Source organism: Rubrivirga sp., from assembly GCF_965213695.1.
Classification (GTDB): Bacteria; Bacteroidota; Rhodothermia; order Rhodothermales; family Rubricoccaceae; genus Rubrivirga.
The window spans coordinates 3,366,182-3,391,782 of record NZ_OZ243912.1 but is presented as its reverse complement, the minus strand read 5'-3'; the positions used below and the strand labels follow the sequence as shown (position 1 = coordinate 3,391,782).

27 protein-coding genes and 2 pseudogenes are annotated in these 25,601 nt (G+C 70.4%); 16 read left to right on the top strand and 13 right to left on the bottom strand.

Going from position 1 to position 25,601, the window contains the following annotated elements; all coding sequences use genetic code 11:
• Positions 1 to 331: 331 nt before the first annotated feature.
• The 6 genes from ACOOHE_RS15105 (at position 332) to ACOOHE_RS15080 (ending at position 5,891) form a co-directional block, all read left to right on the top strand.
• Positions 332 to 946, top strand: a complete 615-nt coding sequence (locus tag ACOOHE_RS15105; protein WP_420454911.1) for an RNA polymerase sigma factor — start codon at positions 332 to 334, stop codon at positions 944 to 946.
• A complete protein-coding gene (locus tag ACOOHE_RS15100; protein ID WP_420454910.1) occupies positions 943 to 1,434 on the top strand; it encodes an anti-sigma factor family protein in 492 nt (163 codons plus the stop codon). The genes ACOOHE_RS15105 and ACOOHE_RS15100 overlap by 4 nt, the downstream gene beginning before the upstream one ends.
• Before the next feature lie 446 nt (positions 1,435 to 1,880).
• Positions 1,881 to 3,365, top strand: coding sequence for a glutamate--tRNA ligase (gene gltX / locus ACOOHE_RS15095; protein ID WP_420454909.1), 1,485 nt, complete (start codon positions 1,881 to 1,883; stop codon positions 3,363 to 3,365).
• Positions 3,366 to 3,432: 67 nt separating this feature from the next.
• Positions 3,433 to 3,807, top strand: a complete 375-nt coding sequence (locus tag ACOOHE_RS15090; protein WP_420454908.1) for a hypothetical protein — start codon at positions 3,433 to 3,435, stop codon at positions 3,805 to 3,807.
• Positions 3,808 to 3,856: 49 nt separating this feature from the next.
• Positions 3,857 to 4,693, top strand: coding sequence for a hypothetical protein (locus tag ACOOHE_RS15085; protein ID WP_420454907.1), 837 nt, complete (start codon positions 3,857 to 3,859; stop codon positions 4,691 to 4,693).
• Positions 4,694 to 5,141: 448 nt separating this feature from the next.
• Positions 5,142 to 5,891 carry a M23 family metallopeptidase gene (locus ACOOHE_RS15080; RefSeq protein ID WP_420454906.1) on the top strand — a complete coding sequence of 250 codons (750 nt, stop codon included), beginning with the start codon at positions 5,142 to 5,144 and terminating at the stop codon, positions 5,889 to 5,891.
• 70 nt (positions 5,892 to 5,961) lie between these two features.
• Here the strand turns inward: ACOOHE_RS15080 and ACOOHE_RS15075 are convergent.
• A pseudogene (locus ACOOHE_RS15075) lies at positions 5,962 to 7,118 on the bottom strand (IS481 family transposase).
• Between the two features lie 298 nt (positions 7,119 to 7,416).
• Here ACOOHE_RS15075 and ACOOHE_RS15070 point away from each other — a divergent pair.
• The 3 genes from ACOOHE_RS15070 to ACOOHE_RS15060 all read left to right on the top strand — a co-directional run bounded on the left by ACOOHE_RS15070 (position 7,417) and on the right by ACOOHE_RS15060 (position 9,545).
• Entirely contained in the window at positions 7,417 to 7,635 is a 219-nt protein-coding gene (locus ACOOHE_RS15070; RefSeq protein WP_420454905.1) for an addiction module protein, read from the top strand.
• The gene (locus ACOOHE_RS15065) at positions 7,632 to 7,931 is read left to right on the top strand and encodes a type II toxin-antitoxin system RelE/ParE family toxin (protein ID WP_420454904.1); all 300 of its coding nucleotides are present in this window, start codon (positions 7,632 to 7,634) and stop codon (positions 7,929 to 7,931) included. Before ACOOHE_RS15070 ends, ACOOHE_RS15065 begins: the two co-directional genes overlap by 4 nt.
• 1,122 nt (positions 7,932 to 9,053) lie before the next feature.
• Positions 9,054 to 9,545 carry an HIT family protein gene (locus ACOOHE_RS15060; RefSeq protein WP_420454903.1) on the top strand — a complete coding sequence of 164 codons (492 nt, stop codon included), beginning with the start codon at positions 9,054 to 9,056 and terminating at the stop codon, positions 9,543 to 9,545.
• A gap of 54 nt (positions 9,546 to 9,599) precedes the next feature.
• Here ACOOHE_RS15060 and ACOOHE_RS15055 read toward each other — a convergent pair whose 3' ends face one another.
• The 4 genes and pseudogenes from ACOOHE_RS15055 to ACOOHE_RS15040 form a co-directional block, all read right to left on the bottom strand.
• Positions 9,600 to 10,541, bottom strand: coding sequence for an integrase core domain-containing protein (locus tag ACOOHE_RS15055; RefSeq protein ID WP_420454138.1), 942 nt, complete (start codon positions 10,539 to 10,541; stop codon positions 9,600 to 9,602).
• Between the two features lie 57 nt (positions 10,542 to 10,598).
• Positions 10,599 to 11,764, bottom strand: a protein-coding gene (locus ACOOHE_RS15050) for an IS3 family transposase (RefSeq protein ID WP_420454139.1) whose coding sequence is annotated in 2 segments (ribosomal slippage) — positions 10,599 to 11,524 and positions 11,524 to 11,764 — 1,167 coding nt in all. Because the reading frame shifts where the segments join, the coding sequence is not laid out codon by codon here.
• Positions 11,765 to 11,826: 62 nt separating this feature from the next.
• Positions 11,827 to 11,985: pseudogene (locus ACOOHE_RS15045) on the bottom strand (helix-turn-helix domain-containing protein); the annotation flags it as partial.
• Positions 11,986 to 12,233: 248 nt separating this feature from the next.
• A complete protein-coding gene (locus tag ACOOHE_RS15040; protein ID WP_420454902.1) occupies positions 12,234 to 14,540 on the bottom strand; it encodes a glutamine--tRNA ligase/YqeY domain fusion protein in 2,307 nt (768 codons plus the stop codon).
• Positions 14,541 to 14,702: 162 nt separating this feature from the next.
• On the opposite strand from ACOOHE_RS15040, the gene ACOOHE_RS15035 reads away from it, so the two are divergent.
• Positions 14,703 to 15,269, top strand: coding sequence for a GNAT family N-acetyltransferase (locus ACOOHE_RS15035; protein WP_420454901.1), 567 nt, complete (start codon positions 14,703 to 14,705; stop codon positions 15,267 to 15,269).
• On the opposite strand, the gene ACOOHE_RS15030 is transcribed toward ACOOHE_RS15035, so the two are convergent.
• The 8 genes from ACOOHE_RS15030 to ACOOHE_RS14995 all read right to left on the bottom strand — a co-directional run bounded on the left by ACOOHE_RS15030 (position 15,266) and on the right by ACOOHE_RS14995 (position 20,124).
• Complete coding sequence (locus ACOOHE_RS15030) at positions 15,266 to 15,577, bottom strand: DUF2007 domain-containing protein (RefSeq protein WP_420454900.1); 312 nt, start codon at positions 15,575 to 15,577, stop codon at positions 15,266 to 15,268. The two genes, ACOOHE_RS15035 and ACOOHE_RS15030, sit on opposite strands and share 4 nt — an antisense overlap.
• A 54-nt stretch (positions 15,578 to 15,631) precedes the next feature.
• On the bottom strand, positions 15,632 to 16,246 hold the full coding sequence (locus tag ACOOHE_RS15025) for a YdeI/OmpD-associated family protein (RefSeq protein WP_420454899.1): 615 nt from the start codon (positions 16,244 to 16,246) through the stop codon (positions 15,632 to 15,634).
• Positions 16,215 to 16,823, bottom strand: coding sequence for a TspO/MBR family protein (locus ACOOHE_RS15020; RefSeq protein ID WP_420454898.1), 609 nt, complete (start codon positions 16,821 to 16,823; stop codon positions 16,215 to 16,217). Before ACOOHE_RS15020 ends, ACOOHE_RS15025 begins: the two co-directional genes overlap by 32 nt.
• Positions 16,824 to 16,869: 46 nt before the next feature.
• Positions 16,870 to 17,454: a TetR/AcrR family transcriptional regulator gene (locus ACOOHE_RS15015; protein ID WP_420454897.1), complete on the bottom strand. Its 585-nt coding sequence runs from the start codon at positions 17,452 to 17,454 to the stop codon at positions 16,870 to 16,872.
• A 23-nt stretch (positions 17,455 to 17,477) separates the two neighbouring features.
• Positions 17,478 to 17,945: a VOC family protein gene (locus ACOOHE_RS15010; protein ID WP_420454896.1), complete on the bottom strand. Its 468-nt coding sequence runs from the start codon at positions 17,943 to 17,945 to the stop codon at positions 17,478 to 17,480.
• 88 nt (positions 17,946 to 18,033) lie between these two features.
• Positions 18,034 to 19,170: a PP2C family protein-serine/threonine phosphatase gene (locus tag ACOOHE_RS15005; RefSeq protein WP_420454895.1), complete on the bottom strand. Its 1,137-nt coding sequence runs from the start codon at positions 19,168 to 19,170 to the stop codon at positions 18,034 to 18,036.
• Complete coding sequence (locus ACOOHE_RS15000) at positions 19,167 to 19,718, bottom strand: ATP-binding protein (protein ID WP_420454894.1); 552 nt, start codon at positions 19,716 to 19,718, stop codon at positions 19,167 to 19,169. Before ACOOHE_RS15000 ends, ACOOHE_RS15005 begins: the two co-directional genes overlap by 4 nt.
• Before the next feature lie 19 nt (positions 19,719 to 19,737).
• On the bottom strand, positions 19,738 to 20,124 hold the full coding sequence (locus ACOOHE_RS14995; protein ID WP_420454893.1) for an STAS domain-containing protein: 387 nt from the start codon (positions 20,122 to 20,124) through the stop codon (positions 19,738 to 19,740).
• 601 nt (positions 20,125 to 20,725) lie between these two features.
• Between ACOOHE_RS14995 and ACOOHE_RS14990 the strand changes: the two genes are divergently transcribed.
• The 6 genes from ACOOHE_RS14990 to ACOOHE_RS14965 all read left to right on the top strand — a co-directional run bounded on the left by ACOOHE_RS14990 (position 20,726) and on the right by ACOOHE_RS14965 (position 25,522).
• Positions 20,726 to 21,565 carry a hypothetical protein gene (locus ACOOHE_RS14990; protein ID WP_420454892.1) on the top strand — a complete coding sequence of 280 codons (840 nt, stop codon included), beginning with the start codon at positions 20,726 to 20,728 and terminating at the stop codon, positions 21,563 to 21,565.
• The gene (locus ACOOHE_RS14985) at positions 21,562 to 23,247 is read left to right on the top strand and encodes an OstA-like protein (RefSeq protein WP_420454891.1); all 1,686 of its coding nucleotides are present in this window, start codon (positions 21,562 to 21,564) and stop codon (positions 23,245 to 23,247) included. The genes ACOOHE_RS14990 and ACOOHE_RS14985 overlap by 4 nt, the downstream gene beginning before the upstream one ends.
• Positions 23,248 to 23,477: 230 nt before the next feature.
• Positions 23,478 to 24,272 (top strand): LPS export ABC transporter ATP-binding protein, encoded by a 795-nt coding sequence (lptB, locus tag ACOOHE_RS14980; RefSeq protein ID WP_420454890.1) that lies wholly within the window; start codon positions 23,478 to 23,480, stop codon positions 24,270 to 24,272.
• A gap of 43 nt (positions 24,273 to 24,315) precedes the next feature.
• A complete protein-coding gene (locus ACOOHE_RS14975; RefSeq protein WP_420454889.1) occupies positions 24,316 to 24,657 on the top strand; it encodes a nucleotidyltransferase domain-containing protein in 342 nt (113 codons plus the stop codon).
• Between the two features lie 22 nt (positions 24,658 to 24,679).
• Positions 24,680 to 25,042 (top strand): HEPN domain-containing protein, encoded by a 363-nt coding sequence (locus ACOOHE_RS14970; RefSeq protein ID WP_420454888.1) that lies wholly within the window; start codon positions 24,680 to 24,682, stop codon positions 25,040 to 25,042.
• A gap of 81 nt (positions 25,043 to 25,123) precedes the next feature.
• A complete protein-coding gene (locus ACOOHE_RS14965) occupies positions 25,124 to 25,522 on the top strand; it encodes a hypothetical protein (RefSeq protein ID WP_420454887.1) in 399 nt (132 codons plus the stop codon).
• Positions 25,523 to 25,601: the final 79 nt, after the last annotated feature.

Below are 25,601 nucleotides of genomic sequence, written 5' to 3'. Positions count from 1 at the left end.
CCAACCTGCCGGCGGCTTTCAGCGCTACCCGTTTGACCTGATCCCCCCAACGGTGTCATCCCGAGCGGAGCCGAGGGATCTCAGCACGAGCGTCGAGCCCTTCCCGCCGCTCGTCGCAAGCTGGGGGATCACGCTGAGATCCCTCGCAGGGCTCGGGATGACATCGGGTGAGGCTCCTGAGGCTCGGGCCTGCCGCGTCACGCTGGAAGGGAACGCCTCCTCTGCCCATCCCTCCATTCCGCATCCCCTACCCCTCCGCAGAAAAACACGAGGCGCGAGCAACGATCCGTTCGGTCCCGTGTCTCGACACGTGAGAGCACGCCCGCCGCCCATGCCGCCCGACGACCCCGCCCTGATCGACGCCTTCCGCCAGGGCGACGAGTTCGCCTTCGTCGCGCTCTACGACCGCTACAAGGGCGCGGTCTACGGCTACTGCGCCAAGATGCTGCTCGACCGGACGGCGGCCGAGGACCTGCTCCAGGAGACGTTCGCGCGAGCCTACGAGCACCGCGAGCGGCTCCTCAACTCGACGTCGTTCAAGGCGTGGCTGTTCACCATCGCCCGGAACCAGTGCCTCAACGCGCTCCGCAAGCGGGGCCGCGAGGTCGGCTTCGCGCCCGACGCGCCCGAGCCGCCGTCGCCCGGCGCGACCCCGTTCGGGAACTTGCTCAAGAGCGAGCAGGCCGCGCTCGTCAGCCGGACCCTCGACCAGCTGTCGCCGTCGTACCGCGAGGTCGTCGTGCTGCGCGAGTACCAGAACCTGAGCTACGACGAGATCGCGGCCGTGACCAAGACGACGGTGTCGTCGGTCAAGAGCCGGCTCTTTAAAGCGCGCCGCCAGATCGGCGAGATCCTGCGGCCGTGGCTCCACCCGGATAGCCTGCCCCGCCCTAGCGAGGCGGCGGCCTCGCTGACGCCCGCCGCTCAGCCCGTTCGCCTGTCATGATGTTCTTGCTCCCCTGCGACGACACCGACGCCGAGATCCTGCTCAACGAGTACGTCGACGGCGAGCTCAATCCCTCCCGCCAGCCCGAGCTGTTCGGCCACCTCGCGGCGTGCGCCGGGTGCCGGGCCCAGTTCGACGCGCTCCTCGCGTTCCGGCTCGCCGCCCGCCAGGAGCCGCTCGCGGTCCCGGCCTCAGCCGACGCGGCCCTGTTCGCCCGGCTCGACCACCTCCGCCGCCAGTCGCGCCGGGCGCCCGACCGCCGGGCCGAGCGGTCGGCCGTGCGGCAGGCGCTCCGCCGCCGCGTCTCGGTCGGGGCCATGCTGGCCGTCGCCGGGATGGCCGTGTGGGTCGGGTCGGTGCTCGCGCCGTCGCCGGCGCCGCCGGCGCCCGACGACCGCGTGGTCGAGGCGGTGCTGGAGGACGGCGCGCTCTACGTCATCGACCCGGGCGTGACCGTCGAGGCGCCCCGGACGGCGCGGCCGGAGTAGGTTCTTAGGTAGCGGGCTCGGCGTCGACTGGCGGACCCCCCGTCCGTGCGCCCCTCGCTCCGCTCAACGGGCGCTCGGACTGTCCCCCTTGAAGGCAGGGCTGCTAAGTTCTGTCGATGGCAATCAAATCACAGTCGTCATTGGCTGGCGCCGTCGCTTCGCGGTCCCGCGCACGCGGGAATCCATGCGGCCCTTGTGTCCGGCGAGCGGCCCCGTATGGATCCCCGCCTTCGCGGGGATGACTGTTGTTTTGTGTAGGAATACGACTCGCGCCTGAGAACGTAGCAGCCCTACCCTTGAAGGGGGACAGCTTCCTGAGCTGGGAGCGGAGCGACCTGCCGGGGAGCGGGGGGTCTGGGAAGGCGCATCCTCCTGACGTCGAAGGGCGCGCGGAGGCGGAGCCGTCGGGACCGGCGATAGGTTCTCCGGCCCCTTCCGCCTCGACCATGTCCGACGACGCTCCCGTCCGCGTCCGCTTCGCGCCCTCGCCCACCGGTCTGCTCCACATCGGCGGCCTGCGGACGGCGCTCTACAACTACCTCCTGGCCCGCCAGACCGGCGGCACGTTCGTCCTGCGGATCGAGGACACCGACCGCTCGCGGTTCGTCCCCGACGCCGAGCGGGACGTCCTGGACGGGCTGGCGTGGGCCGGCCTCGCCGTCGACGAGGGGCCGACGCAGGGCGGCGACGCCGGGCCCTACCGCCAGTCTGAGCGGCGCGGCCTCTACGCCGACGCGGCCCAGCGGCTGCTCGACGGCGGCCACGCCTACGTCGCCTTCGACACGCCCGACGAAATCGAGGCGATGAAGGAGCGCCACCGGACGGACGCGAACCCGAGCCCCCGCTACGACGCCGCCACGCGCGGCGAGATGGCGAACTCGCTGGGGCTCTCGGAGACGGAGGTGGCCGACCGGATCGCTCGGGGCGACGAGTACGTCGTCCGGCTCCTCGTGCCGGAGCGCCAGACCGTCGTGTTCCACGACCGCGTCCGCGGCGAGGTGAGCTTCGACACGGCCGAGGTCGACGACCAGGTGCTCGTCAAGAGCGACGGGATGCCGACGTACCACCTCGCCAACGTCGTCGACGACCACGCCATGGGCATCACCGACGTGATCCGGGGCGAGGAGTGGCTGTCGTCGGTCCCGAAGCACTTGCTGATGTACCGGGCGCTCGGGTGGACGCCGCCGCGCCTGGCCCACCTCCCGCTCATCCTCTCGCCGAACGGCGGCAAGCTGTCGAAGCGCTCGGCCGACCGGCTCGGCATTCCGGTGTCCGTCGCCCAGTACCGCGACGCCGGGTTCGAGCCGGAGGCGGTCGTCAACTTCCTGGCGCTGCTGGGGTGGAACCCGGGGACGGACCAGGAGCTGTTTGGGCTCGACGGGCTGGTCGAGGCGTTCGACGTCGAGCGGATCGGCCGGAGCGGCGTCCAGTTCTCGATGGACAAGCTCGAGTGGTTCAACGGCCAGCACCTCCGCCAGCTCTCGGCCGACGAGATCGCCCGCCGCGCCCACCCGGCCGTCGAGGCCGCCGTCGGGCCTGTCGACGACGCGGCGCTCGTGGCCGCCGCCGACCTCATGCGCGAGCGCCTCAGCCGCGCCTCCGACCTCGCCGAGGCCACGTACCTCTTCCAAGACCCCGAGACCTACGACCCCGCCGGCCTCAACAAGCGGTGGAAGGACGACAGCGCCGGGCTCGTCGCCGCCTACGCCGACCGCCTGGAGGCCGACGCCGCGTTCACGGTCGAGAGCACCGAAGCCGCCATGCGTCGACTTGCGGAGGACCAAGGCGCCGGGTTCGGCCGGATCGTCCACCCGGTACGGCTGGCGGCGACGGGGACGAGCGTCGGCGCGGGCCTGTTCGAGACCCTCGTTGTGGTCGGGCGCGAGGCGACGATCCGCCGGCTCCGCCGCGCAGTCGACGTGCTCGGATGAACGGTGCGCGGGGCCCTGGCGGGGTCCTTCTGAACGAGCGGGCTCCGGTGGCTCCGTACGTTCGGGCATGAGCAGCACTCGCCTCCGAGTTGGACAGACGCTTCGGCCCGGCCAGCCGGGGACGCGGCGGCACGTCGACCGGTACGGCGACCGGCTCGTCTGCGTCCGGTACCGCTACGACGACGCCCGCCAGCAGCGCGTGACGACGGTCGAGGTGATCGTCGACGTGGCCCCCTCGGTCCCCCGGGCCGGCACGGCGGTGGGCGTCCGGGTCGCGTGGGGGGAGGCGGACGTCGCGCGCCGTGTGAAGGGGGCCGGCGGGGTCTGGGACGCTCGCCGGAAGGTGTGGCAACTGTCGGCCGGCGAGGCCCGGCGCCTTGGTCTCGACGACCGGATCGTCCGGCTCGGTAGTGAGTCACTACATTTGCCAACGGGTCACTAGACGTAGTGACTCACCCCGCCGCAGAAGCACTGGTTATGTGTTCTTACCAATGGAAGAAGGAGAGCAGCTAAGACAGTCCGAGCACGCGCTGCTGAGGTTGGCAGGAGAGGCGAGGTCCAAGGTTCAGTCTCACCACGCGCTGCGGCACATCAAAGACGGCTTCATGCACCGGCTGCTCATCTCGCAGGAAGCACGTCTGGAGATGGACGCAGCCCTAGAATCTCAGGGCGAAAGCAGGCTAGAAGGCAACCAAACGGTGCGTCTCTCGCTGTTTCTCGGAGCGTTCTACCTGAACTTGATCGGAGCCCTCGATAACCTGGCTTGGACGTTGCAGTACGAGTTTGAATTGTTCGACGGCGTACAGGAGGAAGAGCCTGGCCGACGGAACTCTATCGGCCTTTTCAAGCCCGGATTCTTAGAAAAGCTAGGGGCGCTAAACCCTGACTTAGCCTCTGGCCTTCGACGCCACAAGCCTTGGTTCTTGGAGGTCACATCCATTCGTGATCCAGCCGCTCACCGCATCCCGCCGGGCTTCATGACGGGCCAGATCGCTCCCGATGACATCCCAGAGTTTGAGCGCCTCATGGCTGAAGCGAAGCAATCATTCGCTGATGCGGAGCAGATGGACAGAACGTCTGAGGAGGGCGACGAATTCGACTTCGACGCTATGATGGCCGAGCACAAGCGCTTCATGAATCTGATAATGCGGGGCTATGAGCTTCGACATGAAGCGGAGAGCCTGAGCACTTTCTCACCGCTCATCGTCAAGTTCAGCCCGGACGGTCATGAGATCGCTTGGGCTCCCTCGCTCCTTGCGAGAGATCAGAACCGTTTTATCGGGGCATCAACGCTCGTACTCTCAGCCCTCGTCCACCAGAACACATAACCCGCGGCTGCAGGCCGACACAGGGCTTTAGCGTTTTCGGCTTGCCCAGGCGTCGGCGCTACCTTCGCTTCGTTCAACCATCGTGCTGCTTGCCCTGTGCGGCTGAGCCGCCATCTGTTATATGGCCTCCCTGCCTCCCCAGTCACAGCCGGTACCTTCGACTTATCTCCCTGCAACTCCTCCAATGCCCCTGCTCCTCCGGCCGTTGATGTTAGCGCTGTGCGCGGCCCTCGCCGCCTGCGCCTCCGCGCCGCCCCCCTCCACCCCCGGGGCCGCTGATGAGTACGGACTGACTTACGGACGTACGTACACCGACTGGCTCTATGCGGGCGAGACCCCGCGCCTCTGGGAGCGGCTTTCGCCCGACATGCGGGGCGTGTTCGGTACTCCCGAGGGCCTTGCGTCCTTCGCGGCTCAGATTCAGGCGGACGTAGGCCCCGAGCGCGAGGTGATCGAGGAGCAGACGGTCCCGTGGCTCCGGTCCGAGGTCTACAACCGGACAGCGGAGTTCGAGCGCAGCTCCGGCCCGCTCTGGGTCCAGTGGACGGTCGATCCCTCGGGCGTCGTCCTCGGCCTGCTCGTAAAGCCGGCCCCCACGCCGGCCGCGAGCGAGTTCACCGGGCGCCAGACCGAGACGCCGTTCCGCCTCCCGTTTGAAGGCGAGTGGTTCGTGACGTGGGGCGGCCGGTCCGTGCTCGATAACTACCACGCCGTCGCCTCGGACCAGCGGTTCGCATACGACTTCCTCGTCGTGCGGGACGGCCAGACCCACGTCGGGGACCCAGCGCAGAACGAGAGCTATTTCTGCTTCGGGCGCCCGGTGCTCGCCCCCGGGGGCGGGGTCGTCGTGGACGCCGCCGACGGCGTGGCCGACAACGTGCCCGGTCAACTCAACGCAGAGCAGCCGCTCGGGAACCACGTCGTTATCGACCACGGGTCGGGCGAGTTCTCGTTCCTCGTCCACTTGCAGCGCGGGAGCGTTGCTGTGGAGCCGGGTCAGCGGGTGGAGCCGGGGGAGCCACTAGGTCAGTGCGGCAACAGCGGTCACTCGTCCGAGCCTCACCTCCACTACCACTTGCAAGACACGCCGGAGTACCAACGTGGAGCGGCCCTGCCGGCGCAGTTCATCGGCTACCGAGCGAACGGCTCACTCGTGAATCGCGGGGAGCCGACGCGGGGCCAAACGATCTCTCAGTGAGCATGTGCGCCTGTAGGAGCCGGGGAGATAGGTAACAGTTTAGACCGGGCACATCGGTAACACTTTCGGCTCAAGCTACGGCGGCCTGAAGCTTGAAGTCGCGCTCGTCGAGCCGCGCCAGCAGCACGTCGTAGAAGTAGACCGACCACACCCCGTCGTCTACCTCCTCGAAGGCGATCCACTCGTGCCCGAGCGCTTGGCTGATGAAGAGCTGCTGCCGCTTCCACTTGTAGGTGCCACACTTCGAGACCCACCGTACCTCGAAGTGCGCCGGATACTCCGGCTCCGATAGCGTCTCGGGCAGTGCCCGCTCGGAGCGGCGGTAGTGCGAAGCCGGGGTGTCGCCGCCGAGTGCCTCGTGGGGGCGCTCTTCGTTGAACTCCGCGCGGAAGCCGTCGAAGCGATCCTGTTGCTGCTCCCGATTCCGCTCGGGCGGGCGCGTCGTCTCTGCCTTGAGGTCCCTGTGCATCCGCTCGTGTCGACCATTCTGCTGCGGGCGGCCCGGCTCGATGCGGTGTGCGTGATGCCCAGTTTGATCCACCACACCGAGAGCCGGGAGAGGCCGCAGAGCGCCTGTGTAGCGAAGGGGACCCCGTTATCGGTGCGGATCGCAGATGGGAGGCCGTAGGTGTGGAAGAGCCGCTCGAACTGCGCCTTCGCCCCGTCCTGCTTGACCGACGGCAGGCCCGTGCAGCCGAGCACGTAGCGCGAGTGCGCGTCGGCCACCGTCAGGGGGTAGCAGTAGAGGCCGTCGAGCGTCTTGAACTCGCCCTTGAAGTCGGCGCTCCAGACCTCGTTCGGAGCGGTGGTAGTCAGCGGCACCGCCCCCGGATGCCGCGCCGTGCGCCGCCGTCGGCGTGGCTCGACCAGACCATGGCGCTTGAGGATGGTCCCGACCGTCGAGGGCATCGGCAGCACGAGGGCGGGGTGACGCGGGGCGAGGTAGTCGAGGAGCTTGCGTGGCCCCCACCGTGGGTGCGCCTCCCGGCAGGCGACGAGGAGAGCCTCCACCTCCGGCGGGGTCTGGTGGGGGCACGTCTTCGGGGCGCGGTTCTGATCAGCAAGGCCGTCGAGGCCGCCCTCCTCGAAGCGGCCGAGCCACTTGTAGCCGGTCTTGCGGCTGACGTTGAAGCGAGCGCAGAGCTCGGTCATGGAGTAGAGGCCCTGCTGATGGGCGAGGACGAAGCGGGCGCGTTCGGTCATGGGGCAGGTCTTTATCCAGGGCATAGCGCATCGGGGCTGGTGATGGACTATGCCGGTGAACGGATCTGTTACCCATGTTGCCGGTCAGAAGTGTTACCCATGTACCCGGTCCGTACACCAAAGCGGGCTAACCCGCCGCTGCAAGCCGACCCTAGGCGTCAGCGTTCTCGGTCCCCGCGTGACGTCAGCGCTTCCGTAGCTTCGGGCTACCGCTGTGCCCTAAGCCTAGGGCGGTTGAGCGTCCCTCTGTTCTGCGGCACGAGGCAGTCTGGAAGGCTCGTTCCTCGGCATCGTACCTTGCGTTGACGCAACCCTTGACACCATGAGCATCCAAGAGATCGAGTCCCAGGCTCTCCAACTCGCCCGGAGCGAGCGAGCACTCCTTGCTCGGCATCTCATCGCGAGCCTGGACGAAGAGGACGAGATCGAGCGAGCTTGGGCCGATGAGGCCGCGCGGCGTTGGGATGCTATCGCCTCGGGCGAGGTCGCTGCCATCCCGGTCGCTGATGTACTCGCTGAGGCCCGCCGCACCCTCTCGTGACCGACGTTCGGCTTCACCCCGACGCCCGAGCTGAGCTACTTGACGCGGCGACCTACTACGAGGATCAGTCGGAGGGACTCGGCGGGCAACTCATTGATGAAGCGCAGCGGGTCTTTGACCTCCTCGCGGAGTCCCCCGGTCTCGGCTCTCCGGTGCCCGAGCACGATGCGTACCGCCGGTGGTCGCTCCGGCGGTTTCCGTACCGCGTGATCTACCGGGAGAACGAGGACGTGCTCTTCGTACTTGCCGTCGCGCACGAACGTCGCCGACCGGGCTACTGGTCAGGGCGGTCGTAGGCGGGGTGCCGCAGAACCCGCCGCTGCAGGCCGACATGGGGCGTCAGCGTTCTCGGCTCGTTCGGACTTCAGCGTATTCTGTGCTTCGTCCTACCGTCTTGGTCGTTGCCCCATGCGGCTGAGCGTCCGTCTGTTCTACCGCGCTCGTGCCATCCGTCGGGTTCAGTGCTCGGGTCTCCTGCACCACCGTCGCCAGCGGGGCAGAGCGCGGTGGCGTCGCTCTCTCGCGGCCGCACTGGCGGTTGGGGCGGGCGGTCTCGCCACGTCCGTTTGCACCGCGTCGTAGTGGCGGCCGTAGAGGGGCGCGCGGTAGAACCCGCCGCTGCAGGCCGACGAAGGGCGCCAGCGTTTTTGGGCTCCACGGGGCTCCGGCGCCTTCGTAGCTTTGGGCCACCGATGTGCCACGAGCCCTTCGCGGCTGAGCGGCCCTCTGTTATACCGCTCTCCGACATTGGTGGCAGGAACAAGGGGTCGCCAGACCAGTCTGAGGAAATCAAGCCGCTCATTAAGAGCAGCCGAACGCTACACAGGGCTCAGGTTTCTATGCCACAGCTAGACTCCAACCCAGCAGCAGAGCGAGTCCGACGACGCAGAGGTCGGATGCGCTTCAGGATAGTCGGTTAGTTCGCCCTCGCTCGATTCAGGCACTAGCGAGGGCGGCACACCGACAGCCTGAACCTGACCTGTGGAGCCGTGTCCAATCCTCTGCCCCCCGGAACTGAGCCAGCCGTTCAGCCCGCCGCCAATCGCGTTGCGTTTAAAGTTGGTAAGATCAGCGTATCACCGCTGAGGCTTACCCTTGAGGACATAGATTTTGAGGGTCAGCCTAAAGAGTTCACGAGAGTGTTGGCGTATGGGGTCAGCGTAATTCTCGTTCTGGCTGCTATCGTTATCGCGCTGGTGGCATTTGTAGCATGAGCGGTATAACCCGCCGCTGCAGGCCGACGTGGGGCGTCAGCGTTTTCGGTTCCGCCAGCCGTCGGCGTATTCTCCGCTTCGACCTACCACCCCGCCCTCAGCCCCACGCGGCTGAGCGTCCATCTGTTATGCCGCCCTGCCAACCGTAACAGTCTTCGTGAAGGGCCGTAGGGGTTAAGCCTTCTCACCAAGTAGGACTTGACGATGTCTGACCGCCACCCCGACCCATACAGCCCCGACGGCTGCGTCTTCTGCGAAATCATCGCGGGCGATAGTCCCGCCAGCGTGTTCTACGAGGACGACCTCGTACTTGGTCTCATGACGACCGGCCCGGTCACGACCGGACACGCAATGGTCATTCCGAAGGCTCACGCGCCGTACCTCGCCCAGCTCGATGAGGAAGCCGGGCGGCAGATGTGGACGGTGGCGCAACGGGCGGCAGCGGCGCTCCGGTCAGCGTCCGAGGAGAGCGACGAGATCGAGTGCGAGGCCGTGAGCCTGTACCTCGCGGACGGGCGGGCGGCGTCGCAGGAGATCTTCCACGTCCACCTTCATGTGTTCCCTCGGTACGAGGGCGACCCGTTCTCGCTCGTGGCCGACTGGTCGATCCACCCGCCGCGCGAGGAGTTAGACCAGATCGCGTCGCAGATCAAGGCGTCGTACAAGGAATTAGGGCAAGGCTCTGGCGCAGTGTAGGAGCCGGGGAGATAGGTAACAGTTTAGACCGGGCACATCGGTAACACTTTCGGCTCAAGCTACGGCGGCCTGAAGCTTGAAGTCGCGCTCGTCGAGCCGCGCCAGCAGCACGTCGTAGAAGTAGACCGACCACACCCCGTCGTCTACCTCCTCGAAGGCGATCCACTCGTGCCCGAGCGCTTGGCTGATGAAGAGCTGCTGCCGCTTCCACTTGTAGGTGCCACACTTCGAGACCCACCGTACCTCGAAGTGCGCCGGATACTCCGGCTCCGATAGCGTCTCGGGCAGTGCCCGCTCGGAGCGGCGGTAGTGCGAAGCCGGGGTGTCGCCGCCGAGTGCCTCGTGGGGGCGCTCTTCGTTGAACTCCGCGCGGAAGCCGTCGAAGCGATCCTGTTGCTGCTCCCGATTCCGCTCGGGCGGGCGCGTCGTCTCTGCCTTGAGGTCCCTGTGCATCCGCTCGTGTCGACCATTCTGCTGCGGGCGGCCCGGCTCGATGCGGTGGTGCGTGATGCCCAGTTTGATCCACCACACCGAGAGCCGGGAGAGGCCGCAGAGCGCCTGTGTAGCGAAGGGGACCCCGTTATCGGTGCGGATCGCAGATGGGAGGCCGTAGGTGTGGAAGAGCCGCTCGAACTGCGCCTTCGCCCCGTCCTGCTTGACCGACGGCAGGCCCGTGCAGCCGAGCACGTAGCGCGAGTGCGCGTCGGCCACCGTCAGGGGGTAGCAGTAGAGGCCGTCGAGCGTCTTGAACTCGCCCTTGAAGTCGGCGCTCCAGACCTCGTTCGGAGCGGTGGTAGTCAGCGGCACCGCCCCCGGATGCCGCGCCGTGCGCCGCCGTCGGCGTGGCTCGACCAGACCATGGCGCTTGAGGATGGTCCCGACCGTCGAGGGCATCGGCAGCACGAGGGCGGGGTGACGCGGGGCGAGGTAGTCGAGGAGCTTGCGTGGCCCCCACCGTGGGTGCGCCTCCCGGCAGGCGACGAGGAGAGCCTCCACCTCCGGCGGGGTCTGGTGGGGGCACGTCTTTGGAGTGAACCCGCTTCGGTGGACGGTTTAGGAGTATGAGGCGGCGAGCGCCCCGTGGTGTTTCTGCTCGTGTGCGATCGGAGAGTCGTAGCCGAGCGCGGAATGGCGGCGTCGTGGATTGTACCAGCCCTCAATGAACTGGAAAAGGGCCATCCGAGCCTCAGCCTTCGTCGCCCACCGGCGCCGGTCGATCAGTTCGCATTCGAGCGTCGCGAAGAAGCTCTCGCACATCGCGTTGTCGAAGCAGTCGCCGATGCTGCCGAGCGACGGACGGACGCCGGCCTCGCGGCACCGAGCGCCGAAGGCCAGAGACGTGTATTGGCACCCGTGATCCGAGTGGTGGACGACGCTGTCGGGCTTCCGCTGAGCCACGGCCATGTCGAGGGCCGCCAGCACGAGCTCCGTCCGGAGGTGCCCGGCCATCGCCCAGCCGACGATCCGGCGGCTGAAGACGTCGAGGACCACGGCCAGGTAGAGGAAGCCCGAGCCCGTCGGGACGTACGTGATGTCGGCGACCCAGAGCGCGTCGGGCCGGTCGGCCGTGAACTCGCGCTCGACGAGGTCCGGCCCCTTCGGCGTACCAGCCGTGCGCGTCGTGGTCGTGGGGCCTCGGCGCCGGGTGACGCCGACGATGCCGTGCTGGCGCATGAGCCGCGCGACGCGCTTCTTGCCGACGCGGAAGCCCGCCTCCTTGAGGTCCTCGTGGATGCGGAGCGCGCCGTACGAGCCATCGGAAGCCGCGTGGGAGGCCCGGATGGCCTCGGCGATCTCGACGTCGCGCTCGGCCCGTGCCGACGGTGGGCGGTCGCGCCATGCGTAGTAGCCGCTCCGGGAGACGCGGAGGACGTCGGCCATGACGGCGACGGGGAAGGTGGCTTGGTGCGCCCTCATGAACTCGAAGGCCTCGACGGCACCGAGTCGGTCTCCCGAGCGAACCAAGCCGCGGCTTTTGCGAGGATGTCGCGCTCCTGCTGGAGCCTGCGGTTCTCCTTGCGGAGCCGGTCCAACTCGTCGCGGTCGGCCTCAGCGGCTCGGGCGAGCGGAGACGGGTCGGCCTTCTTGATCCACGCTCGGATCGTGTGCTCGGTCGGCTCGAACTCGCGCGCGAGCTCGGCGACGGAGCGGCCTGCGTGGTGGAGCTCGACGATCTGCTCGCGGAACTCGAGCGGGTAGGCGGGGCGGGTGCGGGGCATAGAACCTCAGGTCTGGGGACAACTGGAAGATTGTCCACCGTACCGGGTTCACTCCACTTCGGGGCGCGGTTCTGATCAGCAAGGCCGTCGAGGCCGCCCTCCTCGAAGCGGCCGAGCCACTTGTAGCCGGTCTTGCGGCTGACGTTGAAGCGAGCGCAGAGCTCGGTCATGGAGTAGAGGCCCTGCTGATGGGCGAGGACGAAGCGGGCGCGTTCGGTCATGGGGCAGGTCTTTATCCAGGGCATAGCGCATCGGGGCTGGTGATGGACTATGCCGGTGAACGGATCTGTTACCCATGTTGCCGGTCAGAAGTGTTACCCATGTACCCGGTCCGTACACAGGGTCGGCATAACCCGCCGCTGCAAGCCGACGAAGGGCGTCAGCGTCCTCGGCTCGTTCGGGCGTCGGCGCTACTCTCGCCTCGTCCCCACATCGTGTCCTCAGCCCTTCGCGGTTGAGCGGCCCTCTGTTACGCCACTAGGCGCTCGCGCAGGAGCGCCTGCACCGCCGCCGGGTCCGCCCCTTTGCCCGCGCGCCGCATCGTCTGGCCGACGAAGAACCCGAACAGCCGGTCCTCGCCGGCTCGGTACCGCGCGACCTCGTCGGGGTGCGCCGCCAGCGCCGCGTCGACGGCGGGCGCCAGGGCCTCCTCGGAACGGACCGCCGCCAACCCGCGAGCCTCGACGACGGACGCCGCCGTCCCGCCCTCGGCGACGAGCCCCGCGACGGCCTCGCCCGCGGCGGTCCGCGTCAGCGTCCCGTCGGCGGTCATCGCGAGCACGGCGGCCAGCGCGGACGGCTCGGCCTTCGAGTCCGCGAGCGGGGTGTCGCCGAGGGCGCGGCGCAGGTCGTGGACGACGAGCGCGCCGGTCTCGCGCGGGGCGCGGCTCTCGGTCAGGACGGACTCGAACAGCGACCGGAGCGGGGCGTCGGCGGCAAGCACGGCGGCCTCTTCCTCGCCCACGCCGCGGACGACGAGCGCGCTGTAGGTCTCGCGCTGGCGGTCGTCGAGTCCAGAGGCGGGGTCTCGCGGGGTTGGGCCGGTCGTGAGGATCTCGCGGGTTGAGCGGGTGTCGTCGTCGGAACCCGCTGAACCGGCCGAACCAGCCCCACCCGCTGACCCCCACGTGTCCTTCAGTGCGACGATCCGGTTGAACACGAGGGCGCCCGGCAGCGAGTCCTCTGGGTCCCGCCAGAAGTAGCCGACGCGCTCGAACTGGTACCGCGTGTCGGCTGGGTCGTCGGCGACGCTGGGCTCGACCCAGCCGGTTTGCTCGACCAGGGACTCCGGGTTGAGCGTCGCGAGGAAGTCGTCGGCCCCGGCCGGGTCGGGGGTGGTGAACAGCCGGTCGACCAGCCGGAACGAGGCCGGCAGGCCGTGCTCGGCGTCGACCCAGTGGACCACGCCGGACGGCGACGCCTCCTCCGCCAGCCGGGCGCGGACGAGCGTGACCGTCCCGTCGGCGTCGCGTTCGGCGCCGACGCACTCGACCACGGGCCCGTGCCGCAAGCGGACCGCCCGGCCGGGCGCCAGCCGCTTCCACCGTTTGGGCGGGTCGTCCGAAAAGTCGTCGCGCTCGATCCAAACGCGCGAGCCGAGCGGCAGCCGGCGCGTGAGCGGCGCGCCCTCCGGCGGCGTCACGTCGTGGGGCCAGTACGGCGCGTCGATCCACGTCGTCCCGTCGATCCCCTCGACGACGAGCGGGACCGGGTCGAGCACGGCCATCACGCGGCGGGCCGCGTGGTTGAGGTCGTCGCGGAGCGCGTACTCGAGCTGCTGGATCTCGACCGACCCGTTCACCTTCGTCACCCCGAGGTCGTCGAAAAAGCGCCGCAGCGCCTGCGGCCTCACGCCGCGCCGTCGGAGCCCGGCGATCGTCGGCATCCGCGGGTCGTCCCAGCCGTCGACGTGGCCGCCCTCGACGAGCCGGCGTAGCAGGCGCTTGCTCATCACGGTGTAGTCCAGGTTGAACCGGGCGAACTCGTGCTGATGGTTCCGCGGCTCTGGGATGCCGATGGCGTCGAGGTACCAGTCGTAGAGCGGTCGGTTGACGTCGAACTCCAACGTGCAGACCGAGTGCGTAATCCCCTCGATGGCGTCGCCCTGTCCGTGCGCCCAGTCGTAGAGCGGATAAATGGCCCACTCGGTGCCCCGGCGGTAGTGCTCGGCGTCGCGCCGGATCCGGTACATAATCGGGTCGCGGAGCTTCATGTTGGGGTGCGCCATCGGCCCGTGCTCCGTGTCGATCCGGGCCCGCAAGACGTGGGCGCCGTCCGGGTGCTCGCCGTCCCTCATCTCCTCCAGCAGGCGGAGGTTCTCCTCGACGGAGCGGTCGCGGTACGGGCTCGGCGTGCCGGCCTCGGTGACGGTTCCGCGCCCCGCGCGGATCTCGTCGTCGGACTGGCTGTCGACGTAGGCGAGCCCCTTGCGGACCAAGTCCTGGGCCCACGCATACAGCTGCTCGAAGTAGTCGCTCGCGTAGCGGACCTCGGCCGGCTCGAACCCGAGCCAGCGCACGGCGTCGAGCAGCGCGTCGGCGAACTCCTGGCTCTCGGCCTCCGGGTTCGTGTCGTCGTAGCGGAGGTTGGTCCGGCCGCCGAACGCCTCGGCCAGCCCGAAGTTGAGGCAGATCGACTGGGCGTGGCCGATGTGGGGGTACCCGTTGGGCTCGGGCGGGAACCGCGTCACGACGCGCCCGCCGTACGTGCCGGCCTCGACGTCGGCGGCGACGATCTCGCGGAGGAAGGAGTCTTTCGGGGTCTCGGGACGGTCCACGGGTCGGGGCGGGGGAGGAGGCGCACGCTAACGCCGGACGCCCGCCCGCTGTCCCCGCCGGCGGTGGAGACGGGTTGGAATCGGGCGCCGTCAGATCGGGTGAGATCAGAGTGAGGTTGGGCCCGACCTTCTTCCTCAGGTTCTCCGATCTCCCGTCCCCCGATGCCGTCCGACCCCTTCGCCCACGGCCTGCCGATCTTGAAAGGCAACCGCGTCCGCTTGCGCCCCGTCCGCCCGGCCGACGACGCCGACCTGCTCGCCGTCTACGGCGACGCAGGCCATCTCCGGTTTTGGAGCCACGGCCCGCTGGCCGACCTCGACGCGGCCAGCCGGTACCGTCAGGAGATCGAGGCCGCCACACGCGACCGGGCATATTTCAAATGGGCCATCATCGAGGCCGAGGCGGACAGGCTCGTGGGCACCGTCACGCTCGACGACTGGGACCGGGGCAACCGCCGCGCTGAGGTCGGCTTCATCGTGCGGCCCGAGGCCGCCGGCCGCGGGCTGGCGACCGACGCCGTCCGCACGGCGCTCCGGTTCGCCGTCGACGCGATGGGCGTCCACCGCGTCGAGGCCGACGTGGACCCCGACAACGCGGCGTCGATCCGGCTGCTGACCGGGCTCGGGTTCGCGTTCGAGGGGCGCTTGCGCGACCGCTGGTTCACCTTCTTTGGCGAGTGGAAGGACACGGCGATGTACGGCCTCCTCGCGCCCGACCTCGTCCGCTAGGCCGTGGCCGGAGCTGGCGCGCCACACGCCCAGCACGTCCCGAACTGGCCCTCGACGGCCTCGCCGCACGCGCACGTCCACCCGTCCGGCGCCGGGCTCTCGTGCGTGAACGTCCGGACGATGGGGGCCGCCCCAGCCACGTCGGCCTCGTCGACCCAGACCTCGATCCAGCACTCGAGCGGCGGGATCTCGCCGACGAACGCGGCGCGCGTCTCGCCCCGGACCTCGGCGGCGATGCCGTCCTCTTCCAGCGCGTGCCGGACGAGGTGGGCGACGGGGGCGTTCGGGGTGCTGTAGACGCGCGTCATGGTCGGGGGAGGCCGGTGGACTCGGTCAACGGCCTGCGCGCCAAGACGTTGCGCTCACCCCTCGCGCGGCCACTGGTTGGCGCGCTTCCCGACCTCCGCCAGCCGCGCCGTCTCCTCGATCCGCTTCCGGCGCGTGGCCGGCCGCTTCGCGGTCAGGATCCACTCCAGGATCCCGCGCCGCGTCGACGGAGGAAACTCGTCCCACTCGTCTTGGGCCGGCGGATAAGCTGCGAGCGCCGCCGCCAGGTCGTCTGGGACGACCAAGTCCTCGACGTCGTCGAGCGCGGTCCACGTCCCGTCCGCTTTGGCGCGGTCGATGGCGGCTTGGCCGGCTGGCGTCATCAGACCGGCGGTCTCCATCCGCGCCGCCCGTTGCTTGCTCAGCCGGGACCAGTTCGAGCCCGGTCGGCGGGGCGAGACCCACAGGAGCGACCGCTCGGCGTCGAGCTTTTTGGGCACGCTGTCGATCCAGCCGACCGCGATGGCCTCCTCGACCACGTCGTCGGTGCTCAGCGTCGGCCGGCCCGTCGCCGTCTTGTAGCGGACGAGCCAGACGCCCTCGGCGCGGTCGTGGTGCTCTTCGAGCCACGCCCGCCACGCGGCACGCGAGAGCGGGTGGACCGAGTTCGAGTGGGGCTCACGCGCCATCGTCTTCGAGAGACGGGGCACTCTCGTCCGATCCGTCGCCGGTCGTGGTGCGGCGAGGTGCGTCGGTCGGATTCCAGCCAACGAATGTGTCCCGGTTCCGAAGCGCCGTCCCGACCGACACGTAGGTCGCGAGGCCCAGCCACGCGAGGCGGGGGACGAGGGCCCACGCCGCCTTCCGGTCAACGCGGGCGGTTGTGGCCACACTCGCCACCGTGACGCCGAGCCCAGCCACCGTGTTCACCGCCCCGAGGACGGGACTCCGGAGCCCGAAGTAAAGCCCTGAGAACGAGGCGAACAGACCCCAGTTAGCCCCTTCGAGCGCCAGCGCGGCCCGGCGGCCGGGAGTCCCGGCTGGAAAGTTCGCAACGCGGAGGTTGCTCCAGAGCGTCGTGAGGTTGTTGAACGCCCACGCCGGGGCGAAGGCCCAATCCGGCGGGGAGCCCGGCGGGGTGTCCAACTCGTTGTAGAACTGCTCGTCGCCGTTGTAGCCGGCGGGAGTCGCACTGAAGGCGTTGGCAGTGAGGCCGATGGCGGCGGCGTGCCACCATCGGTAGCGCTGAGGTGTCGCAGTCACTGACGACGGGGTGGGGAGGGCCATGCGGGGAGAGGGTGAATTGAGCTAGACTAACTTTTATTAGCCTCGCTCAGTTCCCCTCTCGCTGAGAGAGGACCCCGTCGAGCAACAGGCTGACGACCTCCGCTGCGAGGTCGTTGGCTGCCCGCGGGAGCGACCCCGCCCTTTCCGTCGCTGCTAGCCCGTTCACGGCGGCGACAAACACGCCGGAGAAGAGGTCGGGGTGGGGCACAGACAGGGCCTCTCCACGCTCCTGGGCCGCTCGGTACACGTCAGCGATGGGGACCATAAGGGACTGATACATGCGCTCAGCCGTCTCGTGCGCCTCGTCCTTCGGAGCGGCCCCGATGTCGGAGGCTGCGAGCGCAGCGACGTTGACCGGAGGCTGGGCGAGGAGCCATGAGGCCATCGAGACGAGTTCGTCTCGAAGGGTCGGCCCGGCCTGCTCCGCCGCCGTGCGGAGTCCGTCGCGGTGACGGTCGAAGGCCCGGGCCACAACGCGGTCCCACAACTCCCTCTTGCCGCCTGGGGCGTGGTGGTAAAGCGAAGCCGGCCGGATCCCGAGCACGTCGGCAATGTCTCGGAGCCGGGTGCCCGCGTACCCCCGCTCCAAGAACACCCGTTCGGCTGCGTCGAGGACGTGGGCGCTGGCCATGTCGGAGGGCGTTTCGGCCACCGCTAGCGCGCGTTGTTGACCTCGATCCAGTAGCCGTCGGGGTCCTGGACGTAGATCTGGCGGATCCCGTCGCCGCGGACGCTGACGGCGCCGGCCACGCCGGGCCAGTCCGAGTACGGGATCTCGAGCTCGGCAACGCGGGCCACGAGCGCGTCGAGGTCCGCCACGCGGAGCGCGAAGTGGACGGCCTTGGTCGTCGGCGGGACGTCGCCGTCGTAGTGGATAAGGTGGAGCTGGGCCGGGCCGAGCCTGAGCCAGCGGATCACCGTCGGGTCGCCGGGCGCGGCGATCTCCTCCAACCCGAACACGCGCTGGTAGAAGGCGACGCTCTCGCCCAAGTCGGCCACGTGGAGCGCGGCGTGGTCGAGCCCGACGGCGGGCGTGGCCACGGCCGGCACGGTGGCGACCGGCGCCGCGGACTGGCAGGCGGCGAGGCCAACGAGGGCGACGAGCGGGAGCAAGCGCGGCATGGCGAACGGAGAGCGGTCCGCTGTGAGCGCTCCACCGCGCGAGGCGGTTCCCCGAACCGCAAGACGCTCACGCCTCACCGCTCGCGCGCTACGCCGCCCGGGCCTCGGCCGCCGCCAACCGCTGGAGCCAGAACACGAGCACGTCGTCGTCGAACTGGGGCTTCTCGCTCCGGCGCAAGAGCCACGACAACAGCGAGTGGACCGGCTGGGGCTCCGCCAGCGCCGCCTGGGCCCCGAGCGCGACGCCGCCCTCGCCGAACATGGCGCCGGACTTGGCCACCTGCTCGTTGAGCCCGTCGGTGTAGCACAGGAGCGCGCTGCCGGGCGGGAGCGTCAGCTGGCGGTCCTCGTAGGTCGCCGCCGGGTCCAGGCCCAGGATCAGGTCCGAGTACTCGACCAGGCCGGGCCCGTCGGGCGTGACCAGGATGGGCCGGCAGTGGCCGGCGTTGGCGTAGATGATCCGGTTCTTGGCCGGCTCCCACCGCATGATGAGCAGCGACGCGAACGTCTCCTCCAGGACCGCGTCCTGGATCAGCATCTCGTTGACGCGCGTCATCAGCTTGGCCGGGCTGAGCGTCTCGCGGAGCATGGCGTGGACCGTGCTCCGGATGTACGACAGGAAGCTGAAGGCGTAGAACTTGGCCTGGAGCCCCTTCCCCATGATGTCGCCGACCGTGAACAGGTACGACCCGTCCTGGGCCCGCGTCCAGTCGAAGAGGTCGCCGCCGCCGTCCTCCTTGGGCCGCGAGAAGAAGACGGCCCGGTAGCCCGGCTCGTCCGGCATCTCCTTGGGCAGGAGCCGGTCCGAGAAGTCCCGGCCGATCTTGGCGTTGAGCTTGGTCTGGTAGACCTGGCTCCGCTGGACGATCTGGCCGATCCGGGTGATGAGCCGGTCGACGTCGAACGGCTTCGTGAGGTAGTCGTCGACGCCCTTGCGGAGCCCCTTCTGTCGGCTGAGGTCGTCCGACTTGGCCGTCAAGAAGATGAACGGGATGGCCTGGGTCGCCGGGTCGCTCCGGAGCGCGGCGAGCAGCGCGAACCCGTCCATGACCGGCATCATGATGTCGGAGACGATAAGGTCCGGGACGCGGGCCTCGACGGCCTCCAGCCCCTTCTCGCCGTTCTCGGCCACGGCCACGTCGTACACCTTGCCCAGCCGGTACTCGAGCAGGCGCCGGAGCGTCTGGTTGTCCTCGACGACGAGGACGTGGGGGCGGGCGCTCATCGGGTCGGAGGGGGGGAGGCCGCCGGGGCCGGCGGGCACGAGTGGCCGTCGCCCATGGACCGGACCAGGCTCGGGTCGGTCGCGAGGTCGGCCGGGCGGAACAGCCCGGCCAGGCTGCTCCCGGCCGGGTTCCGCATGGCGAACGCGAGCCGCTGGCGGACGCGGGGCCCGGCCGGGCGGTACTCGAGCTCCTCGGCGCAGGTCACCAGCATGAGCAGGCCGCGGCCCCGCTCGGAGGGGCCCGGCGCGTTGAGCAGGGCCCGCTGCTGCTCGATCTGGTCGGCGAAGTCGAACCCAGCCGACGTGTCCTCGACGGCGCACCGGACGGCGTCGCCGTCGGCCTCGACGGCCAGCACGATCTCGCGGTCGTCGCCGAACGCCGCGTGCTGGACTAGGTTGGCCACCCACTCGTGGAGCGTCAGCCGGAGGACGTGGAGGCCGTCGACGCCCAGGATGTCGACGAGCGGCCCGCCCCCGGCCCACCCGTCGCAGACGGCGTGGAGCCGGTCGACGGCCCGGTCGAGGTCAGTGAAGGCGTAGGTCGGCATGGGCCGGCGGCCGGGCGGGTTACGCGGCGCCGGTCGGGCGCTGCGGGATCTGGGCCTGCGGCGCCGACGTCGTGTGGGCCTGGAGCGCGGCCTCGACCGTCGGGAACTGGCGGAAGACCTTGTAGGTCCGCGTGAGCTGGACGACGACCTGGACGGGCCGGCTGACCGACGCGAACACGACCTGGCCGCCGGCCGGCGTGAGCTGCCGGTACAGCGAGAAGATCACGCCGAGCCCGGTCGAGTCCAGGATCCCGGTCCCCGAGAAGTCGAGGACGTAGTAGCGGACGCCCTGGCGGGCGTGCTCCTGGCAGGCCGCCTTGAACTCGGCGGCGTTGCGGAAGTCGAGCGCCTTGCCGATGCGGACGACAGCGGCGGTGGGAGACGCTTTCTGAAAGGTGAAGCTCATGGGGGCGCCGGGGAGGCGGGGGTGGGTCGCAGGAGGCCGGTCGGGGCGGCCTCCGTCCCGCGGACAGATATCATACCACCGCTCCCATCGGGCCGCCGTCCCTGTCACGCGGGCGAGACGCCGCGCGAAACCAAAGGCACTGGGCGTTCCCCGCCTCCCCCGGCCGCCTAGGACCGGCCGTCACGCGGTGTACGCCCGGCTCATTCCGTAACCCGGCCGGGCATTTCGACCCTCCAGAGCCCGCCCGTGTCCTCGTCCGTCTGACCTCGGCTTGCGCCCGTGTCCTTCGGCCGTCGGCTCTCCTCTCGTTAGGTGTGGCAGTGTCGGGTCGGGCTCTCACCTCTCCGTCACTCCAGGGCCGTCGAGTCCTCGACAGCGTTTCATGCGTGCGTCACAAAACGGCCGCCGTTTCCGCGAGCCCGAGGACCCGGCCGGGCGCCGCCGGCGGAAACGTTTTCCGTGCGCGCCCCTGCACCCGGAAGAAGAGACCGGCTCCCCTCTGCTCCGGTGCTCGGAACCTGACCCCCGTCGGCGTCCACCCGTCCCCGCCCCGGGTCTGCTCGTCCGCGCCGCCGAGACCCCGCGCTAGCTTCCGCCCCCCGTGTGTCACGCCCGCCTCCCGCTCGTCCTCTTGCTCGTCGCCGTCGCCTCCGGGTGCACGCGCCGCGCCGTCGAGGGGCTGCCGCCGGGCGTGGCCGTCGAGGACCTGCCCGACAGCGAGAGCTGGAACGCCCGCCTCCGCACCAGCGCCGACGGCCGGCCCCAGCTCGAGATCGACGCGCCCTACCTCGCTCGCTACGACCGCGACACGGCGTTCGTCTACCTCGGCCCGCCGCCGGGCGACGCGACTGGCGCGCCCGTCTCGATCCGCCTGTTCGACGCTGCCGGGGCTCCGAGCGGGTCGGTCCGCGCCCGGGAGGTCCGCCTGTTCGACGAGGGCGGCCGGGTCGAGGCCGAGGGCGACGCCCGGGCGACCGTGGCCGGCGAGGACGGCGCCGTCGTCAACGCGGCCCGGCTGACGGTCGAGGGCGAGCGCGTCGACGCCCGGGGCGACGTGCGGGCCGAGGTGCTGGGCGGCGGCGGCGCCCGCGTCCGCGCGGCCCGGGTGTCCATCGCGCCGGGCGGGTCGTTCACGGCGTCGGGCGGGGCCACGGTCGAGCTGTCGGGGCGGGCCCAGGCGACGGTCCGCGCCCAGACCGTGACCGGGGCCGGTGGCCGCTACCAGGCGACCGGCCGCGTCCGGGTGGCCGCCTCGGGCGGGCGGACGCTGGAGGCCGAGCGCGTCGTCTGGAGCGAGTCGGCGGGCCGGTTCACGGCGCCGGGCGCGTTCGCGTTCGACGGCCCGGGCGAGCGGGTCCGCGGCGTGGGCCTCTCGGCCTCGGCCGACCTCTCGCGCTACTCGTTCCGCCGGGCCACGGGCCAGATCGAGGTGCGGGAGTGACCGGGCTCGCTGCGCTCGCGGGCATGGGGCATGGGGGGCGGGGCACGGGGCGGTTCGGGCTGTTGCTCCGCATCCTGTCTCTCGCCTCTTGCCTCTTCCCTCTTGCCCCCGAGGCCCAAGTCCGGCGCGTCGAGATCCTGAACGCCGACTACGTCGAGGTCACGACCGACACGGCCGGCGTCGTGCGGCGACTCGTCGGCGACGTCCGCTTGCGGCAGGACACGACGTTTCTCCGGTCGGACCGGGCCGTGTATTACGAGAGCCGGGGCGAGGTCGTGATGGACGGGGCCGTCCGCATCTTGTCCGGCCGGGACACGCTGACGGCGGCGGCCGTCACCTACGACTCGAACACCAAGACGGCCGTCGCCAGCGGCGCCGTCCGCCTCGGTGACGGCGAGTCGGTCGTGCTCGCGCCGACGGCGACCTACGACAGCCGCGCCGAGATCGCCGCGTTCACGGGCGGCGGCCGGATCCTGCACCGCGGGGCCGTCCTGACGTCGGCCGAGGGGACGTACTCGTCGGCCCGGCGCGTGGCCGAGTTCGCCGGCCCGGTCACGCTCGAAGACTCGTCGGGCGTGCTCACGGCCGCGCGCGGGACCTACGACGCCGACGTCCGCCGGGCCGACTTCGCCGGCGACGTCCGGCTCCGCCGCCCCGACGCCGCGCTCGACGCCGACTCGGTCGTCTACTTCCGGCGGACCGAGCGGGCCCGGGCCTACGGCCGCGTCGTCCTCCAGCGGGTCGGCGACGACGGCGCGGTCGAGCGGGCGGCGGACGCCCCGGCCGACTCCTCGCGGCGGACGCTGCTGTTCGGCGAGACGCTGCTGTTCGACGGTCAGGCGGAGACGGCCTCGGCCCGGGGCGAGCCCGGCCGCGACCCGCTCTTGCTCACGTTGCGCGCCGACTCGACCGGCCGCGTCGACTCGACGCTGGCGCGGGCGCCCCGAATCGACGCCGCCCGGCTCGTCGTCGGTGCCGACACGTCGACGGTGATCGTGATGGGCGGCGGCGCCCGCGTGTGGGAGCGGCGGCTGGCCGCCGTCGCCGACTCGGCCCGGTTCGTCCGCCAGCCCGGCGACTCGCTCCGCGTCGACCTCGACCGGCTCGGGCTGTTCGGCGCCCGCCGCCCGTCGGTCTGGGCGGACGGGTCCCAGCTCACCGGCGACAGCCTGTTCGCGAGCGTCCGGGGCGGGGCCGTCGACTCGCTCCGGGTGCTCGGCCGCGCCTTCGCCGCCCGCCTCGACTCGACACTCGGTCGGCTCCAGCAGATCGCGGGCGGCCGGATGCTCGGCCTCTTCGACGACGACGACCTGCGCACGCTGGGCGTCGGGCCGAACGCCCAGGTCGTCTACTACCGGGCCTCGCCCGACGGCCTGCTCGCCGGGGCCGAGGAGCTCTCGGCCGACACGCTCGCGTTCCGCTTTGAGGACGGCGAGCTCCGCGAGCTCGCGGGCTACCGCGGCATCCAGGGCACGACGTATGGCGCCACCGTCGTCCCGGACGATCCGCGCCTGCCCGGCTTCGCCTACACTCCCGATGCGCCGACACGGGCCGCGCTCCTGGGCGACGGCTGGGAGGTCGGGTGGCTCGACCAGTACGGGCCGGCCCTCGGCCTGCCGCCGCCGGACGACGGCGACCCGCCCCCGCTCCCGGAGGACGCTCCCGAGGCGACCGGCGAGTAAAAGGCTGTTTGGTAGTGGCTCCGTGCCGCTCGTGACGTCCCCTCTCCCTCTGGGAGAGGGACAGGGTGAGGGTCTGAAGGCGCTTCGTGCAGCCTCGTGCTCGTCCCGACCGCCTCCCTCACCCTAGCCCTCTCCCCCCAGGGGGTGGAGAGGGGACCTGGTCTCCCCGTACCAAACAGCTTTTAAGCGCTCGTTCCGTCCCGATCTTGCGGCCCCCGTCGTTCCCCCTGATGCCCTCCGAACGCCCCCCCACGCCCAGCCCGGCCGAGCCACCGCTCGTGCTCCGCGCCGAGGGCCTGGTCAAGCGCTACCGCCGCCGGACCGTCGTCGACGACGTGTCGATCGAGGTGGCCGAGGGGACGTGCGTCGGGCTGCTCGGGCCGAACGGGGCCGGCAAGACGACGACGTTCCACATGGTCGTCGGGATGATCCGGCCCGACGCCGGCGACGTGTTCTTGGGCGAGCCCGGCGGGCCCGAGAAGCGGATCACGCGGACGCCGATGTACCGCCGCGCCCGCCTTGGCATCGGGTACCTCGCCCAGGAGGCGTCCGTGTTCGGGGCGATGACGGTCGAGGACAACCTCCGCGCCGTCCTCGACTTCCAGACGATGCCGCGCGACGAAAAGGAGGCCCGCGTCGACGAGCTCGTCGTCGAGTTCGGGCTCCAGACAGTCCGCCGGTCGAAGGGCCACCAGCTCTCGGGCGGCGAGCGGCGGCGGACCGAGATCGCCCGGGCGCTCGCGACGCGGCCCCGGTTCATCCTGTTGGACGAGCCGTTCGCCGGCGTCGACCCGATCGCCGTCGAGGACATCATGCGGATCGTGGCCCAGCTCCGCGAGCGCGGGATCGGCGTGCTCATCACGGACCACAACGTCCACGAGACGCTGGCGATCACGGATCGGGCGTACCTCCTGTACGACGGGAAGATCTTCGTCGAGGGGACGGGCGAGGAGCTGGCGGCCAACGAGGAGGTCCGGCGGCGGTACCTCGGCGAGAGCTTCACACTCGACCGCTACCGGGTGTGACCGAGCGGCCGGTCCGTACGTTGCCGTCCCGCCCTTTTTTCCGATGACGCCTCCGACGCTCCCGCTCGACCCCGACGTGGCCCGCGTGGTCGGCCGCGTGGTCGAGGAGATCGACCCGCTCCGCATCGTCCTGTTCGGGAGCCGCGCACTCGGGACGGCCGGGCCCAACAGCGACGTCGACCTCCTGGTCGTGGTGCCAGACGGGAACGCCCCGCGCGCCGTCATGCGCCAACTCCACGAGCGGATCCGAAACGTCGGCGTCGCGGTCGACTACGTCGTGGCGACGCCGGCCCAGCTCGACCGCTTCGGCGAGAGCATCGGCTACATCTACCGCGAGGCGCTCGTCCACGGCCGCGAGGTCTACACCGCCGCGACCCACGCCTGACTCCGTCGTCGTCCGGGACTGGTTGCGCCACGTCGAGAGCGACCTCCAGATTGCCGAGACGGCTCCGCCGTCGGGCGTGCTGCTGGAGCACCTGTGCTTCCACGCGCAGCAGGCCGCCGAGAAGGCGATCAAGATGGTCCTCATCGCCCATGACGTGGTGCCGCCGAAGACCCACAACATCGCGAGCCTCTTCGGTCTCGTGTCCGAGTCCGTCGGCACCCTGCCGGAAGGGCTTCTGGCTGCATCGTCGTTGACGGCGTACGCCGTTCTCACGCGGTACCCCGCGGACTTTGGGGAGCTCGACGAGGACGAGTGGACCGCGTCCGTCGAACGAGCGCGAGCGGTCGTCGTGTGGGCTCGGGAGATCGTCGCCGACCAGCTCTGATCTCGGGACGACGGGCGCGTAGCTCGCCGGCGACCGACGTCGAAGCCGTAGGTTCGACGGAACCCGCACTCCGCCCTCGCCATGACCCGCGCCCTCCCGCTCCTGCTCTGCGCCCTCGGGCTCGCCGCCTGCGGGCCGGGCTCGGCCACCCGCGCGTCCGACCCCGACCGCGGGGCCGACGTCGAGACGGGCCCGGTCGAGGCCGAGCTTCGGCGGTTCCCCGGCGTCGAGGTCCGCGAGACGGCCGACGGCGTCGAGGTCCGCGTCCGCGGCGACACGTCGTTCATGGCGAACCAGGAGCCGCTCTACATCGTCGACGGCACGCGCCGCGACGCGAGCATGGGCGGCGGGCTCGTCGGGATCCGCCGGGCCGACATCGTCGACATCCGGGTGCTCAAGAGCGCCAGCGAGACGTCGGCGTACGGGCCGCGCGGGGCGAACGGGGTCGTGCTCATCACGACGCGGAACGCCGCCCGGTAGCCCCGCCCGGCGGACTCGGCGTGAAGCCCGAACCGGCGGGCCGGCGCCTCGTACGTTTCACTCCCCACTGAAACCTACG